At 59.6% G+C, this 14615-nt stretch carries 16 protein-coding genes; 12 read left to right on the forward strand and 4 right to left on the reverse strand.

What is annotated here, in order from left to right:
* The first annotated feature begins 175 nt into the window (after nucleotides 1–175).
* From BUC36_RS18235 to BUC36_RS18270, 8 genes are all read left to right on the forward strand, one after another.
* Nucleotides 176–1036, forward strand: coding sequence for a helix-turn-helix domain-containing protein (locus BUC36_RS18235; protein ID WP_073277885.1), 861 nt, complete (start codon nucleotides 176–178; stop codon nucleotides 1034–1036).
* Nucleotides 1037–1143: 107 nt separating this feature from the next.
* Entirely contained in the window at nucleotides 1144–2514 is a 1371-nt protein-coding gene (locus BUC36_RS18240; RefSeq protein WP_073277887.1) for a hypothetical protein, read from the forward strand.
* Between the two features lie 100 nt (nucleotides 2515–2614).
* Nucleotides 2615–2887, forward strand: a complete 273-nt coding sequence (locus BUC36_RS18245; protein WP_084536280.1) for a DUF3565 domain-containing protein — start codon at nucleotides 2615–2617, stop codon at nucleotides 2885–2887.
* The gene (locus tag BUC36_RS18250) at nucleotides 2884–3333 is read left to right on the forward strand and encodes a YaiI/YqxD family protein (protein WP_073277889.1); all 450 of its coding nucleotides are present in this window, start codon (nucleotides 2884–2886) and stop codon (nucleotides 3331–3333) included. Before BUC36_RS18245 ends, BUC36_RS18250 begins: the two co-directional genes overlap by 4 nt.
* Nucleotides 3334–3360: 27 nt before the next feature.
* Nucleotides 3361–3852, forward strand: a complete 492-nt coding sequence (locus tag BUC36_RS18255; RefSeq protein ID WP_073277892.1) for a GNAT family N-acetyltransferase — start codon at nucleotides 3361–3363, stop codon at nucleotides 3850–3852.
* A gap of 32 nt (nucleotides 3853–3884) precedes the next feature.
* Nucleotides 3885–4733 (forward strand): subclass B3 metallo-beta-lactamase, encoded by an 849-nt coding sequence (bla, locus tag BUC36_RS18260; protein ID WP_407661796.1) that lies wholly within the window; start codon nucleotides 3885–3887, stop codon nucleotides 4731–4733.
* Nucleotides 4734–4802: 69 nt separating this feature from the next.
* Complete coding sequence (locus BUC36_RS18265; RefSeq protein WP_073277894.1) at nucleotides 4803–5540, forward strand: tetratricopeptide repeat protein; 738 nt, start codon at nucleotides 4803–4805, stop codon at nucleotides 5538–5540.
* Nucleotides 5541–6092, forward strand: a complete 552-nt coding sequence (locus tag BUC36_RS18270; RefSeq protein WP_073277896.1) for a GNAT family N-acetyltransferase — start codon at nucleotides 5541–5543, stop codon at nucleotides 6090–6092.
* Nucleotides 6093–6236: 144 nt separating this feature from the next.
* Here BUC36_RS18270 and BUC36_RS18275 read toward each other — a convergent pair whose 3' ends face one another.
* From BUC36_RS18275 to BUC36_RS18285, 3 genes are all read right to left on the reverse strand, one after another.
* Nucleotides 6237–8900, reverse strand: a complete 2664-nt coding sequence (locus tag BUC36_RS18275) for a Kelch repeat-containing protein (RefSeq protein ID WP_084536282.1) — start codon at nucleotides 8898–8900, stop codon at nucleotides 6237–6239.
* Nucleotides 8901–9051: 151 nt separating this feature from the next.
* Entirely contained in the window at nucleotides 9052–10548 is a 1497-nt protein-coding gene (locus BUC36_RS18280) for a YifB family Mg chelatase-like AAA ATPase (RefSeq protein WP_073277900.1), read from the reverse strand.
* Nucleotides 10549–10578: 30 nt separating this feature from the next.
* The gene (locus BUC36_RS18285) at nucleotides 10579–10839 is read right to left on the reverse strand and encodes an accessory factor UbiK family protein (RefSeq protein ID WP_073277902.1); all 261 of its coding nucleotides are present in this window, start codon (nucleotides 10837–10839) and stop codon (nucleotides 10579–10581) included.
* A gap of 472 nt (nucleotides 10840–11311) precedes the next feature.
* Here BUC36_RS18285 and BUC36_RS18290 point away from each other — a divergent pair, with 472 nt between their 5' ends.
* The 4 genes from BUC36_RS18290 to BUC36_RS18305 all read left to right on the forward strand — a co-directional run bounded on the left by BUC36_RS18290 (nucleotide 11312) and on the right by BUC36_RS18305 (nucleotide 14172).
* The gene (locus BUC36_RS18290; protein WP_073277904.1) at nucleotides 11312–12025 is read left to right on the forward strand and encodes a TorF family putative porin; all 714 of its coding nucleotides are present in this window, start codon (nucleotides 11312–11314) and stop codon (nucleotides 12023–12025) included.
* Between the two features lie 51 nt (nucleotides 12026–12076).
* Complete coding sequence (locus tag BUC36_RS18295) at nucleotides 12077–12415, forward strand: P-II family nitrogen regulator (RefSeq protein ID WP_073277906.1); 339 nt, start codon at nucleotides 12077–12079, stop codon at nucleotides 12413–12415.
* Between the two features lie 71 nt (nucleotides 12416–12486).
* The gene (locus tag BUC36_RS18300; RefSeq protein WP_073277908.1) at nucleotides 12487–13746 is read left to right on the forward strand and encodes an ammonium transporter; all 1260 of its coding nucleotides are present in this window, start codon (nucleotides 12487–12489) and stop codon (nucleotides 13744–13746) included.
* 87 nt (nucleotides 13747–13833) lie between these two features.
* A complete protein-coding gene (locus BUC36_RS18305; protein WP_043319767.1) occupies nucleotides 13834–14172 on the forward strand; it encodes a P-II family nitrogen regulator in 339 nt (112 codons plus the stop codon).
* Nucleotides 14173–14295: 123 nt separating this feature from the next.
* Here BUC36_RS18305 and BUC36_RS18310 read toward each other — a convergent pair.
* Nucleotides 14296–14615, reverse strand: a 320-nt coding sequence (locus tag BUC36_RS18310) for an integrase core domain-containing protein (protein ID WP_143187049.1), incomplete at its 5' end; no start/stop codon positions are given.

Here is a 14615-nt window from a genome sequence, read left to right on the forward strand (position 1 = left end):
AGCTTCGTCATAGCGGTGGAATTGCCTTGTAGGAGCCTGCTCGCAGGCGAAGAGATCAGCACTCAGCAGTCATTCGCCTGCAGGCAGGCTCCTAACATGCAGCTCGTGGCACTCCCAGTCCCATCGTTTTATATTGGATTCCCGTGCCACAGAACCATAGCGAGCCGCTCCAGTCATGAAGCCATCCGCGCTGCCCTTTGTCGAGATGTCCAAAGTCGAGAGTGCCTTCGGTCGCCTGATGCATTTCTGGCGCAAGGCCTCGGGTCTGTCCCAGGAGCAGCTGTCCGACCCGCTCGGCGTGTCCACCCGCCATATCAGCTTTCTCGAGACCGGCCGCTCCAAGCCATCGCGCGTTGTCGCGCAGACGCTGGCGGATATCTTCGAACTGTCGGCGCGAGACCGCGCCTACCTGCTGGCCGCGGCCGGTTTCTCCGCCGACCAGTCCGTTTTCGACTGCCCCGAGCTGTCGGTGTGGCTGCGCAGGTCGATGCGCGTGGCGCTGGAGCGGAGTGAACCGGCACCGGCCTTCGTGCACGACAGCTACGGCCGCCTGCTGGCGGTCAACCGTGCCTGGCTGGCGTTCTTCCTGCCGCGCGTGGCCCCGCATTTGCTGGCCGGCGAAGCGAATATCTGTGAGCTGATGATGAATCCCGAAGGCCTGCGCCCGCGGTTGGAGAACGGCATCGCGCTGGCCAGCGGCCTGGCCCTGTACATCACCATGGAGACGCTGCAGGGGGACGACCCGGAGGGCTGGACACTGCTGGAGCGGCTGCAGGCCTCGGGCTCGATTCCGCAGAACTGGCAGCAGCTCGGCCGGAAATTGCTGCACACCAGCCACTATCCGCTGTCGCTGAAGACCGATGGCGGGGTGATAGACCTGACCGTCTACAACGACACCCTGTCATCCGCCCCGCAGCTGGTGCAGCCGCGCCTCCTGATCGGCCGCATCTACCGCGACGACGGCGGGCCCGTACTGACCGAGGCGGAACTGGCGGCGGCGCCGGCAGAGCACCCGCTGTTGTATAAGGGCCTGTAGCGCCTTACCCCGCAGGTAATGGGGAAATGGCCCGCGCCCGCCTAAGCTGATTGGAAAGTAACTGACAGTTACGTTGCCCGAATAACAATAAGCAGAGGCAAAGTGCGATGAGTGAACTTCCCAACCGATCCCGCGGCTGGCGCTGGGGGCCCTTCACCCTGTGCGTTCCCCTGCTGCACCTGAAAGTGGTGCCGTCCCAGATGCTGCAGGGCCTGGTGGTGGCCAGCGCGACCAGCATGATCATGGCGCCGGTGATGACCGGCTATTTCGGCCTCAGCTTCGAGGAAGCGGTGGCGCTGATACTGCTGGCGAATACCGTGCTCTGTTCTTCCTTCATCCTGTTCGGCGAGCCTTTTGCGCCGGGGATGCTGACTCCGGCATTTCCGCTGGTGCTGACCTTTATCGTCAGCGGTTATCCCGAGGGGCCGGAGCGCTTCCAGGTGATGACGGCGCTGTCGCTGAGCCTGGCCGCGATTGCGCTGCTTTTCAGCCTTACCGGGCTGTCGCGACGGGTGATGGCGTCGCTGCCGGCGGCGCTGAAGGCGGGCATTATCTTCGGTGCCGCCATCTCGGCGATGGACCGGGTGTTCGTCAAGGATGTCGCGCTGTTCGAAACCCACCCGCTCAGTGCCAGTACCGCGCTGATCGTCGCGCTGCTGTTCACTTTCTCCAGCCCGATTCAGCAGTTGCGGGCAAGAAACCGCATCGTCGATGCCGTATCGAGCCTCGGCCTGCTGCCGGGCTTTCTCGCCGCGGCGCTGGTGGGTGTGGCCGCGGGCGAGGTGCAGTTCGACATTCAATGGGGCTGGCTGCTGCCACCGATCGGCGCCACGCTGGCCAAGGTGTCGCCGCTGGCCATCGGCTGGCCGCCGCTGGCCATGTACCTGGAAGTGCTGCCACTGGCGTTCGTGGCCTATGTGATCCTGTTCGGCGATTTCGTCACCGGCACGGAGATGATCAGGAGTGCCCAGGGCGAGCGACCGGACGATCCGATCGATATCAACTTCGAGCGCACCCAGGTGGCGGTCGCGGCGCGCAACGGCGTGTCGGCGGTGATCGCGCCGCTGTTCCCGTTCCAGGGCGTGCTCTGGACCGGTGTGCACGCGGTGGTGGTGCAGGCGTGGCAGAGCGGCCGCGACAAGGTGGTGGATCTGCGCAGCGGTATCGGTTCCTACTATGTGTACGGCTTGCCGTTTATCTACCTGTGCCTGCCGTGGGTCAGCCTGGTCAAGCCGCTGATGAGCATCGCGCTGATGCTGACCCTGGCACTGACGGCCTTCGCCTGCTTTATGGTGGCGGCGCCGCTGGTGCGGAAACCGCTGGAGATGGTCTGTGCGCTGGTGATCGGCTATATGCTGGCGGTGTTCGATGTGTGGACCGCGATAGCGGTGGCGATCTTCCTGCTGGTGGCGGTCAACGGCAACCTGCCGCGCTGGCGCAAGGCGGAGAACCCGACTGCGGAAGTTGGCGAAAACTGAATCCTGCCTACGGGAGCGGCCCGGTGCCGCTCCCGCATATACATCCCGCGCCCGATTGGCTATAACTGCCACCCTGAGTTTCCCGCCGGGCGGAATTCCCATGCAACAGCCCATTACGGGTTACCACCGTGACGAAGAAGAGCACTGGGTCGCCGAGCTGGCCTGCGGCCACAACCAGCATGTGCGCCACGACCCGCCGTGGCAGAATCGCCCCTGGGTCGTGAGCGAAAGCGGACGCGCCGAGATGCTCGGTTATTTCTTGAATTGTAAAAAATGCGACCAGGGTGCCCCGCGGGACAATGAAGCCGCGCCCCCAGACCGCGATGTGGGACGCCATGATCAGAACCGCAGCGACGAGGTACAGGACAAATGACAAAAATCTGGGTCGATGCCGACGCCTGCCCGGTGGTGATCAAGGAAATCCTGTTCCGCGCCGCCGAGCGCACGCACACGGAGATGACCCTGATCGCCAATCAGCCGGTGCGGGTGCCGCCGTCGCGTTTTATCAAGTCCATGCAGGTCACGTCCGGATTCGATGTGGCGGACAACGAGATCGTCCAGCGCTGTTCCGCCGGTGACCTGGTAATCACCAGCGATATCCCGCTGGCGGCGGAAGTGATCGACAAGGGTGCCACCGCGCTGAGTCCGCGCGGCGAGCGGCACACCGCGGCGAATATCCGCGCGCGCCTGAATATGCGCGACTTCATGGACACCATGCGCGCGAGCGGCCTGCACACCGGCGGACCGCCACCGCTCGGCCAGCAGGAGCGCAAGGCCTTTGCCGATCAGCTGGATAAGTGGCTCGCCAAGAAAAAGTAGTCTTTAAGGAAATCGGGAAACCGAGCCATGGAATTGGTAACCGCGACAGAAGAACATCTCCGGACCCTGATGCAGTGGCTGCCGGATGCCGGCGCCTGTAAGCAGTGGGGCGGCCCGAGCTTTCGCTACCCGTTCACCACAGAAACTTTTCTCGAGGATTGCCGCTGGCCGGAGCTGGCGAGTTACACGTTGGTGGACAGTGCGGGCGCACCCAGTGCGTTCGGCCAGTACTACGAACGCCTCGGCCACTGCCATCTCGGACGACTGATTGTCGCGCCGCAAGCGCGCGGCTGCGGTCTGGGCAAGCAATTGATTCGGCAGCTGGTCGGCACGGGTTGTGATGCGCTCCATCTCGACCGCTGTTCGCTGTTTGTGCTGCGGAACAACGGAGCGGCGCTTGCACTCTATCAAGGGCTCGGATTCACATTGAGCGAATACCCCGGGGCACCCGACTGGCTGGCGGAATGCTTCTATTTGGTAGCACCGGCGACAAAAATAATTGGAGAGGGAATTTCATAGTGATTGGAAAGTTTTGTCTGCGCGCTGCTCTTATCGCCGCATTCAGCTGTGGGGCTTTGGCTGCAGAACAACATCCCGAACCACTGCCGCAACTGCAGGCCTACCAGGTACCGGAGGGCTGGCGCACGCCGGTGCAGCCATTGCAGATTGCCGAGCACACCTGGCAGATCGGCACTCGTGAGCTCAGCGCACTGCTGGTAAAGACCAGCGCGGGGGCGATTCTGATCGACGGCGGCATGCCGCAGTCCGCCGAGCACCTGCTGGCAAATATGAAAAAGCTCGGCGTGGAGCCCGCCGACCTGAAACTGATTCTGCACAGCCATGCGCACGGCGATCACGCCGGGCCGCTGGCGGCGATTCAGCGCGCGACTGGGGCACGAGTGGTCAGCAACGCGGAATCCGCTGCGCTGCTGGCGCGCGGCGGTGCCGACGACATTCACTTTGGCGACGACATCCTCTATCCACCGATGAAAGCCGATCGACTGCTGCAGGACGGCGAGCAAATTTCTCTCGGTGACCTGCGCCTGCAGGTGCACTTCATACCTGGCCACACCCCGGGCAGCATGGCCTGGACCTGGCGCGACAGCCGCCAGGGCAAACCGCTCACCATCGCCTATGTCGACAGCCTCAGTGCGCCCGGCTACCAGCTACTGGGCAACGCGGGCTATCCACACATCGTCGACGACTACCGCACGACTTTCGAAACTGTGCGCGCATTGCCCTGTGACCTGTTGCTGACACCGCACCCTGGCGGCAGCGGCTGGAACTATGAGCAGGAAGCCTTGCAGGAGCGCGCAATCGACTGCCGTGCCTATGCGGACGCAGCGGAGCAGAAGTTTGACCAGCAGCTCGAGACGCAGAGACTGGCATTGAAAAAATAACGGCAAACTATCGCGTGTAGTATCAGCGCAGATATCGGCAAAAAATAAAAGTAACGGGGGCGATCAGGAATGCCATATTTAATTCTTTCCCTGCTGTTGCAGGTGGCCTTTATCGTACATATATTGAAGACGGGCCGCAGTACCACCTGGATCTGGATCGTCGTCATGCTGCCCCTGGCCGGCATGATCGCCTATTTGATTGTCGAGGTCCTGCCCACAATGTCGCAGAGCCGGGCGGGCCGGCAGGCCAGCCGCAAGGTGCGCTCAGTGATCAATCCCAACCGGGATATCAATCAGGCGGTGCACAACTATCGGGTGTCTGACACGGTAGAAAATTCGATGCGCCTCGCCGATGAATGCCTGAATCGGGGCATGGCGGAGGACGCCCGGGAACTGTTTCGCAAATGCCTGAAGGGACCCCATGCCGACGATCCGGATCTGCTGTTCGGCCTGGCACGCGCGCAGTTTGCGCTGGGTGAGTACAGTGAGGTCAAAGACATTCTCGACCAGCTGAAGGAACGCAATCCGGACTACCGCAATGCCGAGGCACACCTGCTGTATGCGCGCGCGTTGGAGGGAATGAATCAGGTCGCGGCCGCCCTGCACGAGTACGAAGCACTGCACAGCTACTACCCCGGCCCCGATGCCTCTGTTTACTACGGCAAATTTCTGAAGTCGCAGAGTCAGTTCGAGCAGGCCCGGGCGGTGTTTCGTCAAGTGCTGGATAAGGCCGAAGGCCTGGGCAAGCACTACCAGATGCTGCATAAAGACCAGCTCAAGCTGGCCAGAAGTGAAATGGTGATGTGAATGTTGATTGAACCGAAGACCGAACGTCTGCAACTGCGCAACTGGCGCGACAGCGACCGCGCGCCTTTCGCGGGCATGAACGCGGATCCGCAGGTGATGGAATATTTTCCAGCGCTGCTGAGCCGCGCCGAGAGCGATGCGGGTATCGATCGGCAGCTGGCGCATTTTGAAAAATACGGCTGGGGTTTCTGGGCGGTAGAGCGGCTCGAGGACGGCGCCTTCATCGGCTTTGTCGGTATCAAGAACGTCACCGACGATATGCCGTTTGCTCCCGCGGTGGAAATCGGCTGGCGCCTGGGAGTGAAATATTGGGGCCACGGGTATGCCACCGAGGCCGCGCGGGCTGCACTACAGGTGGCGTTCGAACAGCTCAAACTCCCGGAAGTGGTGTCCTTTACGCCGCTCACCAACCTGCGCTCCCAGGCCGTGATGGAGCGCCTCGGCATGCAGCGAGATCCGGACACCTTCGAGCACCCGCTGGTGCCAGTGGGGAGCCTGTTGCGGAAGCACTGTCTGTATCGAATCACCCCGAAAGCGCTTAACCGGCGTTAGCTCCACCCACCGGAAACCCTAAACCGGCTGCACCGCTGTCTGATCCAGATAGTAACAAACCTGTGCCTAGGTGGTACGCCCAACTACGTGTATCGAATTCACCTTCAATCCCCCGGTGGCATAGCCTTAGCAGTGGCGAGTGAATTAGTGAAAATGGAACTCGCGCTTGAACAGTCTCCGCCAGGTGACGCCATCGTGAGATCGCCAAATATCATTGTGTCCAATAAGACGCGCCTTCTCCCGCCCTCCAATCAGCCAGAGATAATCACCATCACTAACTAGTTGGTGTTCTACTCTGGCGGAAAAGGGGGCGGAATCTGTAGCCAATTGCCAGGTTTGCCCATTATCTGCTGATGTCCAGATATCATTTTGGTAGTCATTGCCGTATCCGTAGCCGCCAGTAAGCCAAAGTTTACCGTCATGGCTCACGGCTTGGTGCTGATTCCGCGGCATGAATGCCGCCGAATCGGTGGCCAGATGCCAGGCCGCGCCGTCAACAGAGGTCCAAACATCCTGCTTGTAAGCATTGTCGAATCCGCCAATTAAGACGAGGCGATTGTTATGGCTGATCAGTTGGTGATTCTGTCGTGCAGTAAATGGAGCGTCTTCGACCACGCGATTCCAGGTGCGTCCATCTGTGGATGACCAGACGTCGTTATTAAGGGCATGAGTATCATCGGTGCCGCCAACCAACCATAACTTCCCGTCATGACTGGCCAGATCAAAACCGCTACGTGCAGAAAAAATGTCACTTTCAGGAAATACTTCCTCCCAGGTAACCCCGTCTTGCGAATACCAGATATCATTCCATGCATCTCGCCCATCGGCCCCGCCGACGAGCCACAACTGTTCGCCGTGGACGACAACTTTGTGGCCTGATCTCGGGGAAAAGCCCGCATCCGCAGTTTTCAGGGTCCAGGTCGCGCCGCCGTCAACCGAGGCCCAAACATCGTTGCGGTGCAGGCCATCATAACCACCGATCAGCCAGAGTTGACCCTTAAAGTGGACCGCTTGATGCGAAATGCGCGATGAAAATACGGCGCTTGGGGCTTCTCTATACCAATTCAAGCCGGATTGCGAAGACCAGATATCATTCAGGTAGGCTTCGTCACCGGACTGGCCACCGATCAACAACAGTCGATCATTATGGCTTGTAAGTTCATGATCGATCCTGGCGGAAAAGCCGGCATTGTTCGTGACTGGTTGCCAGTCGCTGCCATCATCGGATGACCAAACATCACTCTCGTAATTTTTACCGTCGAAGCCGCCACTGAGCCAGAGTTTGTCAGCGTGGCTGGTCACACGAAAACCATGGCGCCCGGAAAAAGCAGCTTGCGCCGTAACGAGATTCCAGCTCAGTCCGTCGTTTGACATCCACACATCATTTGCGCGCGATGGAGCATTGCCGCCAATGATCCAGAGACGGTCGTGATGGACCACCATCTGGTGGCCCCAGCGTGCGGAAAACTCTGTGTTGCGCCTTTCCAATATCCACTGAACCCCATCATGTGATGACCAAACGTCACTGAGGTATTCGGAAGACTCACCAATTCCCCCAGTCAACCAGAGTTTGCCATTGAAGTTGGCCACCTGGTGTCCGCGGCGAGGAAAGAAAGCGGCATTTGCGGTCTCCTCTACCCAGTTTTCTCCATCTGCGGATGACCAAATGCCATTCGTTATCTGATCGTCTCGGCCACCGATTACCCAGAGACGGCCGTTAAAGCTGACAGCTCGGTATGAACTTGCTCCGGAAAAAGGCAGATCTTGGGTTACGAGGTTCCAGCCTATACCATCGTGGGAGTTCCACACTTTGTTGCCGGAGACTTCATCGCTAAACAACCAGAGCATGCCATCGTGCTTTACCGCCTGATGGTGCAACTGGGCTGTAAGATAATGGCCAGAAATCGAAACGACGCTCTTATGGTTTCCGTGAACGAGGCTGTAAAACGCCGGGCGTGACAGGGTTGCCGTGGTATCGACAATTTCGTATCCATCGAGAATGTTAAATTCGCTATTTGAGCAACTGCTGTAAGAGGCTAGATCGCAGTTGGCGTCAGTTGTTCGATAAAACTCCACGCCCGCTAGACTCGGTGGTAGCACGACGACGGTGTCAGTTTCACCGATCCACGCCGTCATGGGAACCGAGGCGGCAACGCGGAAACTGGACGTCGCGCTTGAATAATAGGAGTCAGCCACCTGTTCAGCTGTAATCGTGGCTGTGCCGAGGCCAACTAGAGTGACACTTCCACGCTCGTCGATGGTTGCTACCTGTGTATCTGAAGAACTGTAGCGAATATCGCCGCTGCCGTATCCGTATGCCGGGTTGTCGAGATGGTCGCCCACTGACAACCTGAAAGCATCGGGATTTTCGAACTTCACCGAATTGACACGCAGGATTGCCGTCAGTAAATAGCTGACGTTTGCCGCTGCATAGCGTTCATCTGCCTCTTTGTGCGCAGTAATAGTGGTGTCGCCGGCGGCCAAAATAGTTACTCTGCCGTCTCCATCGACTGTCGCTACGTTTTCGTTACTCGAGTTGTAGTTCACCTGACCCTCGCCGGGTCCGGCAGCCGGATTGTCGACGTACTCACCGACGAACCGCTCCAGCGGACCAGGTTCCAGAAAGTTAATTTCCTGTTGTAATAACTCGGTCTCAGGTTGTGACGGTGCAGTTCCGGCTGATGGATCCTCCGTGCCACCGCCACCGCCACCGCCACCGCCACCGCCACCGCCACCGCCACCGCCACCGCAAGCGGCCAGGCTTATACAAATACAAAGAACTAAGAAAGATTTCATGGTCGTATGCATTTAGTAATTCGTTTTTGACTGTGATGGTTTTTAAATTCGACATCGAAACCGAATACTACAAGGCTTGCGAGGCTGCTTCACTCCTGATTGAGTAACAAAACTAAGTGGTCAATCGTGCTGCTGGCGCCGTGAACCGCCGGCAAGACGGCTCTCAGCCGATCGTTGTGACTCTGCCGCTCCGATCCAGATTGCGATACGCCAGCGCTTCGGCAATCTGTCCCGCGCCGATCTGTTCGGCGCCGACCAGGTCCGTCAGGGTGCGCGCGACTTTCAATACGCGGTGATAGCTGCGCGCGGACAGGCCGAGCTGTTCCACCGATTGCCGCAGCAACTGTTGTTCGCTTTTCCCGAGCGCGCAGTAGCGATCCAGTTCTGCGCCCTGCAACTGCGCGTTGATTCTTCCCTGCCTGGCAATTTGCCGCGCTCGCGCGGCGACGACCCTGCCGCGTACCTCCTCGGAGGACTCGCCGGCGGGTGCCTCCTGCAGCTGACTTGCGGACATACTCGCAACCTCTACCTGCATATCGATGCGATCGAGCAGCGGACCGGACAGCTTGTTGCGGTAGCGGTCTATCTGATCCGGCGTGCAGCGGCAGCGGGGTTCGCCCAGATAGCCGCAGGGGCAGGGATTCATCGCGCCGACCAGCTGGAAGTCGGCCGGGTAGGTGACTTGCGCGCGGGCTCGCGAGATGCGCACCTCACCGCTTTCCAGTGGCTCACGTAATATCTCCAGCGCGTGGCGGGGGAACTCTGGCATTTCATCCAGGAACAGCACGCCGCGGTGCGCGAGGGAAATTTCCCCCGGTTTCGGATTGCTGCCACCGCCGACCAGCGCGGTCGGCGAGGCGCTGTGGTGTGGCGCACGGAAAGGGCGCCGCTGCAGGTGCGGCAGTCCCGCGCTGGAGTAGACGGCGGCCACCTCGATCAACTCCCGCGTGTCGAGCGGCGGCAATATGCCGGGCAGGCGGCTGGCGAGCATGGTTTTGCCGGTGCCCGGCGGGCCGTAGAACAGCAGATTGTGGCCGCCGGCTGCGGCAACCTCCAGTGCGCGCCTGGCCTTCAGCTGGCCGCGCACATCGGCCAGGTCCGCGCAGTCGGCAACGGTCTCTTCGACCTGACGCAATGCCGCGGGCAGCGGCTCGCGCCCGTGCAGTTCGGCACACACCTGTAGCAGCGACTGCGCGACTTTGACTTCCCCCCCGGCCAGCGCGGCTTCGGCACCGGATTCCTGCGGCACCACTAATTTGCGCTGTGCCGCAGCGCTGGCGATGGCGGCGGGCAGGCTGCCGGTCACTTCGCGCAGGCCGCCCGTCAGTGCCAGTTCGCCGAGAAATTCATAATCCTCCAGGCGTTCGCCGGGCACCTGCCCGGACGCGGCGAGGATGCCGATCGCAATCGCCAGATCGTAGCGGCCGCCCTCCTTGGGCAGGTCGGCGGGTGCCAGGTTGACGGTGATACGCCGCTGGGGAAACTCGAAGTGGCTGTTGATCAGCGCGCTGCGCACGCGGTCGCGGCTCTCGCGCACGGCAGCTTCCGGCAGGCCGACGATATTGAATGCCGGCAGGCCGTTGGCGAGATGGGTTTCGACGGTAACCAGTGGTGCGGCGACGCCCAGCTGGGCGCGGGCGTAGGTGACGGAGAGGCTCAAAATTTCATCCTTGAAATTTCCGGGAAACTTTTAATCGCTCGGTGGCTTGTTTTGGGGAATGGTTTTTTCCTGATCTGCCACGGCCTGTTCCAGGATTTCTAGCTGGGCTTCCAGGCGCGCCACCTTTTCCCGGGTGCGGCGCAGTATTTCCACCTGGGTGTCGAACTCATGCTGCGAGACTAGCGGCAGATTGCCGAGGGCGACGGCGAGGGCATCGCGCAGATCGTTGGTGACTACTGCCCCCTGCTGTTGCAGCTCTTTGAGCAACTGTTGCAATTTATCTGCTGCCACTGGCCATCTCCCGACATTCGATCACTAAAAACACCTGATTTACTGGCACCAGATTGTAACTCACCACCTTGGAGCGCAAAAGCGAGCTGTTGCTGCTCCACCTTGGTTCAGTGGCACCTGTCCACTCCCCACATCTGTGCGCGATGGCGGTAACGGTACCATTTTGGTGCGCAGCCCACTCGCTCCCGCTCTGCATGCTGTGGCCACAAGTCGCCAAATTTTGACGTAACTCCTTGATTTCTATTTGAAATGCAAAGTTGGCATCAAGCCTGCACTCAATCCTGTGCAGATGTTCCACTGCGGATCACACAGCGCCACGGGACCGAAAAGCTCACGAGGCAAATAACAAAACTGCCGCAACCAAACCGGCAGCGGCCCACCCAAGGCTGATCGCAGGCTGCAACGATTACAAAAATCTGTCGACGAGACGAGATATTCACAGAGATCAAGGAGAATCAAGGTGGGAATTACAATGAATAAAATCGCTGCCGTACTGACTGGTGGAGCCCTGGCCCTGGGTGTTGCCACTGCTGCCCAGGCACAAGAGGCGGGTCCGAGCTTCAGCGCCAATGTCGGCGTTGTCAGCGACTACAAATTCCGCGGCATTTCCCAGAGCGACGGCAGCCCGGCAGTGCAGGGCGGTCTGGATCTGGATTTCGGCAACGGCTTCTATCTGGGCACCTGGGCTTCCCAGGTGGACTTCGCCTACGGCGACGACGAGACCAAGTTCGAGCAGGACTTTTACGGTGGCTACAGCGGCGCGATCAGCGATACCGTCAGCTACGACGTTGGCTACATCTACTACGCCTACCACGGCAGTGACTGGGATGAGGACTACCAGGAAGTCTACGGCAGCGTCAGCATCAACGACCTGACCCTGGGTCTGGCCTATTCCGACGACTACTGGGCTGCCACCGGCGCCTTCTATTACCCCTACGCAGAATACAGCTTCGCACTGCCGGCCGACGTGAGCCTGGACTTCCATGTTGGTGCGAACATGTTCGACGAAGAGGCCTTCCTGTTCGAATCCGATTCTTACATCGATTACTCCGTCAGCGTCGGCAAGGACTTTGGCGGCCTGAGCCTGAGTGCATCGCTGGTCGGCACCGACATCAGCGATGAGGAATGTTTCGGCCTGGACTGGTGTGAGCCTTCGGTTATCGCCGGAGCCACTTACAGCTGGTAAACGGCGCGCCCTGCTCTACGGAGCGGGGCACATGACTATGGGAGAGCAAAGATGAAACTGGTCACCGCAATCATAAAACCCTTCAAGCTCGACGCGGTCCGCGACGCGCTGGCGGAAGCCGGTGTCAACGGCATCACCGTCAGCGAGGTAAAGGGCTTCGGTCGACAGAAAGGCCACACGGAGCTCTACCGCGGCGCCGAATACGTGGTGGACTTTCTGCCGAAAACCATGCTGCAGATCGCCGTGGATGACGCCCAGCTGGACGCAGTGCTGGAAGCGATCGGCAGCGGCGCGCACAGCGGCAAGATTGGCGACGGGAAAATTTTCGTCTCCGAGCTGGAGCAGGTGGTGCGTATCCGCACCGGCGAGACCGGCGCGGATGCGATTTAACGCAGCAAATAAGAATTAATTAATTTTTTAAAAAACTTTTTCGAAATTATCGGGATTGAACGGAGCGAAAGATGGAAAATCAAATTTTTCAATTGCAGTACGCAATTGATACATTTTATTTCCTCGTGTGCGGCGCACTCGTCATGTGGATGGCCGCCGGCTTTGCGATGCTGGAAGCCGGCCTGGTGCGCTCGAAAAACACCACGGAAATTCTCACCAAAAACGTGGCGCTGTTTGCGATCGCGTGCATCATGTACCTGCTGACCGGCTACGCCATCATGTATGACGGCAGCTGGTTGCTGAGCGGCATCGAGGCCTTCGAGCTGGACGGCGTACTGGCGAGTTCGGCGGAAAACGGTTTCGAAGGTGATTCCGTTTACTCCGGCGCCTCGGACTTCTTCTTCCAGGTGGTGTTCGTGGCGACTGCCATGTCCATCGTCTCCGGTGCAGTGGCCGAGCGCATGAAACTGTGGAGCTTCCTGGTGTTCGCCGTGGTGCTGACCGGCTTCATCTACCCGCTGGAAGGTTCCTGGACCTGGGGCGGCAAGGAAGTCTTCGGCCTGTACAACCTGGGCGACCTGGGCTTCTCCGACTTCGCCGGCTCCGGCATCGTCCACATGGCGGGTGCCGCTGCTGCGCTGGCCGGTGTTCTGCTGCTGGGCGCGCGTAAAGGCAAATACGGCAAGAATGGCGAAGTCTACGCCATTCCCGGTGCCAACCTGCCGCTGGCGACCCTGGGTACCTTCATCCTGTGGATGGGTTGGTTCGGCTTCAACGGTGGCTCGGTACTGAAGCTGGGTGATGCCGCCAGCGCGCACTCCGTGGCCATGGTGTTCCTGAACACCAACACCGCCGCTGCCGGTGGCGCCGTTGCCGCGCTGATCACCGCACGTATCCTGTTCGGCAAGGCCGACCTGACCATGCTGCTGAACGGCGCGCTGGCCGGTCTGGTGGCAATCACCGCCGAGCCGTCCACGCCGACCGCGTTGCAGGCTACCCTGTTTGGTGCCCTGGGCGGTGTGCTGGTGGTATTCGCCATCGTGACGCTGGACAAACTGAAGATCGATGATCCGGTCGGTGCCATCTCCGTGCACGGTGTTGTCGGCCTGCTGGGTCTGCTGCTGGTGCCGGTTACCAATGACGGTTCCACTTTCACCGGACAGCTGATCGGCGCCGGCACCATCTTCGCCTGGGTCTTCGGCGCTTCCTTCGCCGTGTGGTTCCTGCTCAAGGCCATCACCGGTATTCGCGTCAGCGAAGAGGAAGAGCAAGAAGGTGTTGACTTGGTGGAATGCGGAATGGAAGCTTATCCGGAATTCATGAGCAAATAATTGCTCTGAAGCACCACCGGCCCCGATGTTGGCCGGTGGGCCGGGCGAGATTCCCGCAGAAATGACAAACCAGGGGAAAGACAAAAGATGAAATTGATTACGGCTGTGGTTAAGCCCTTCAAACTGGATGACGTCCGCACCGCACTTTCCGAAGTGGGCGTGCAGGGCATGACAGTGACCGAAGTCAAAGGCTTCGGCCGCCAGAAGGGACACACAGAACTCTATCGCGGCGCCGAATATGTGGTGGATTTCCTGCCCAAGGTAAAACTGGAACTGGCCGTGGACGACAGCATGGTAGACAGCGCCGTCGAGGCGATTACCAAAGCGGCCCAGACTGGTAAGATCGGTGACGGCAAAATTTTTATTACCGCGCTCGAAGAAGTGATTCGTATCCGCACCGGCGAGACCGGCAGCGAAGCGGTGTAAGCAGAGCCGATTGGCGTCTCACAGATCGGCAGATGAATAATCTGCCACTCTTTAAAAAAGCCCCTTTTGGGGCTTTTTTTATTCCTTTCTTGTCCCGTCCTGAAATACGTTGACGGTTTTCAATTAAGCCAGCTTCTGATCGGAGCTGGCTTTTTTGTGCACAGATTCTGGCGTTTCCATGCCGAGGCTCAAGTGCGGCCGTAGGTGATTGTAGGCGTAGATCGACTCAGTGAGGAGCGCCTGTAGTTCCGCAAATGTGCGACAGCGGACCGTGAGGAACTCCTGTTTCAGGATGCCATTGACGCGCTCAGCCAGTGCATTTTGATAGCAATCGTACCCGTCGGTCATCGATGGCTGAATGCCGCTTTTCCTCAGTTCCTTTTGGTACAGCGCCGAACAGTATTGAACCCCTCGATCTGAGTGGTGGATCATTGGCGTTGATG

Origin of the sequence: Microbulbifer donghaiensis (assembly GCF_900129095.1) — a bacterium.
Taxonomy (GTDB): Bacteria; Pseudomonadota; Gammaproteobacteria; order Pseudomonadales; family Cellvibrionaceae; genus Microbulbifer; species Microbulbifer donghaiensis.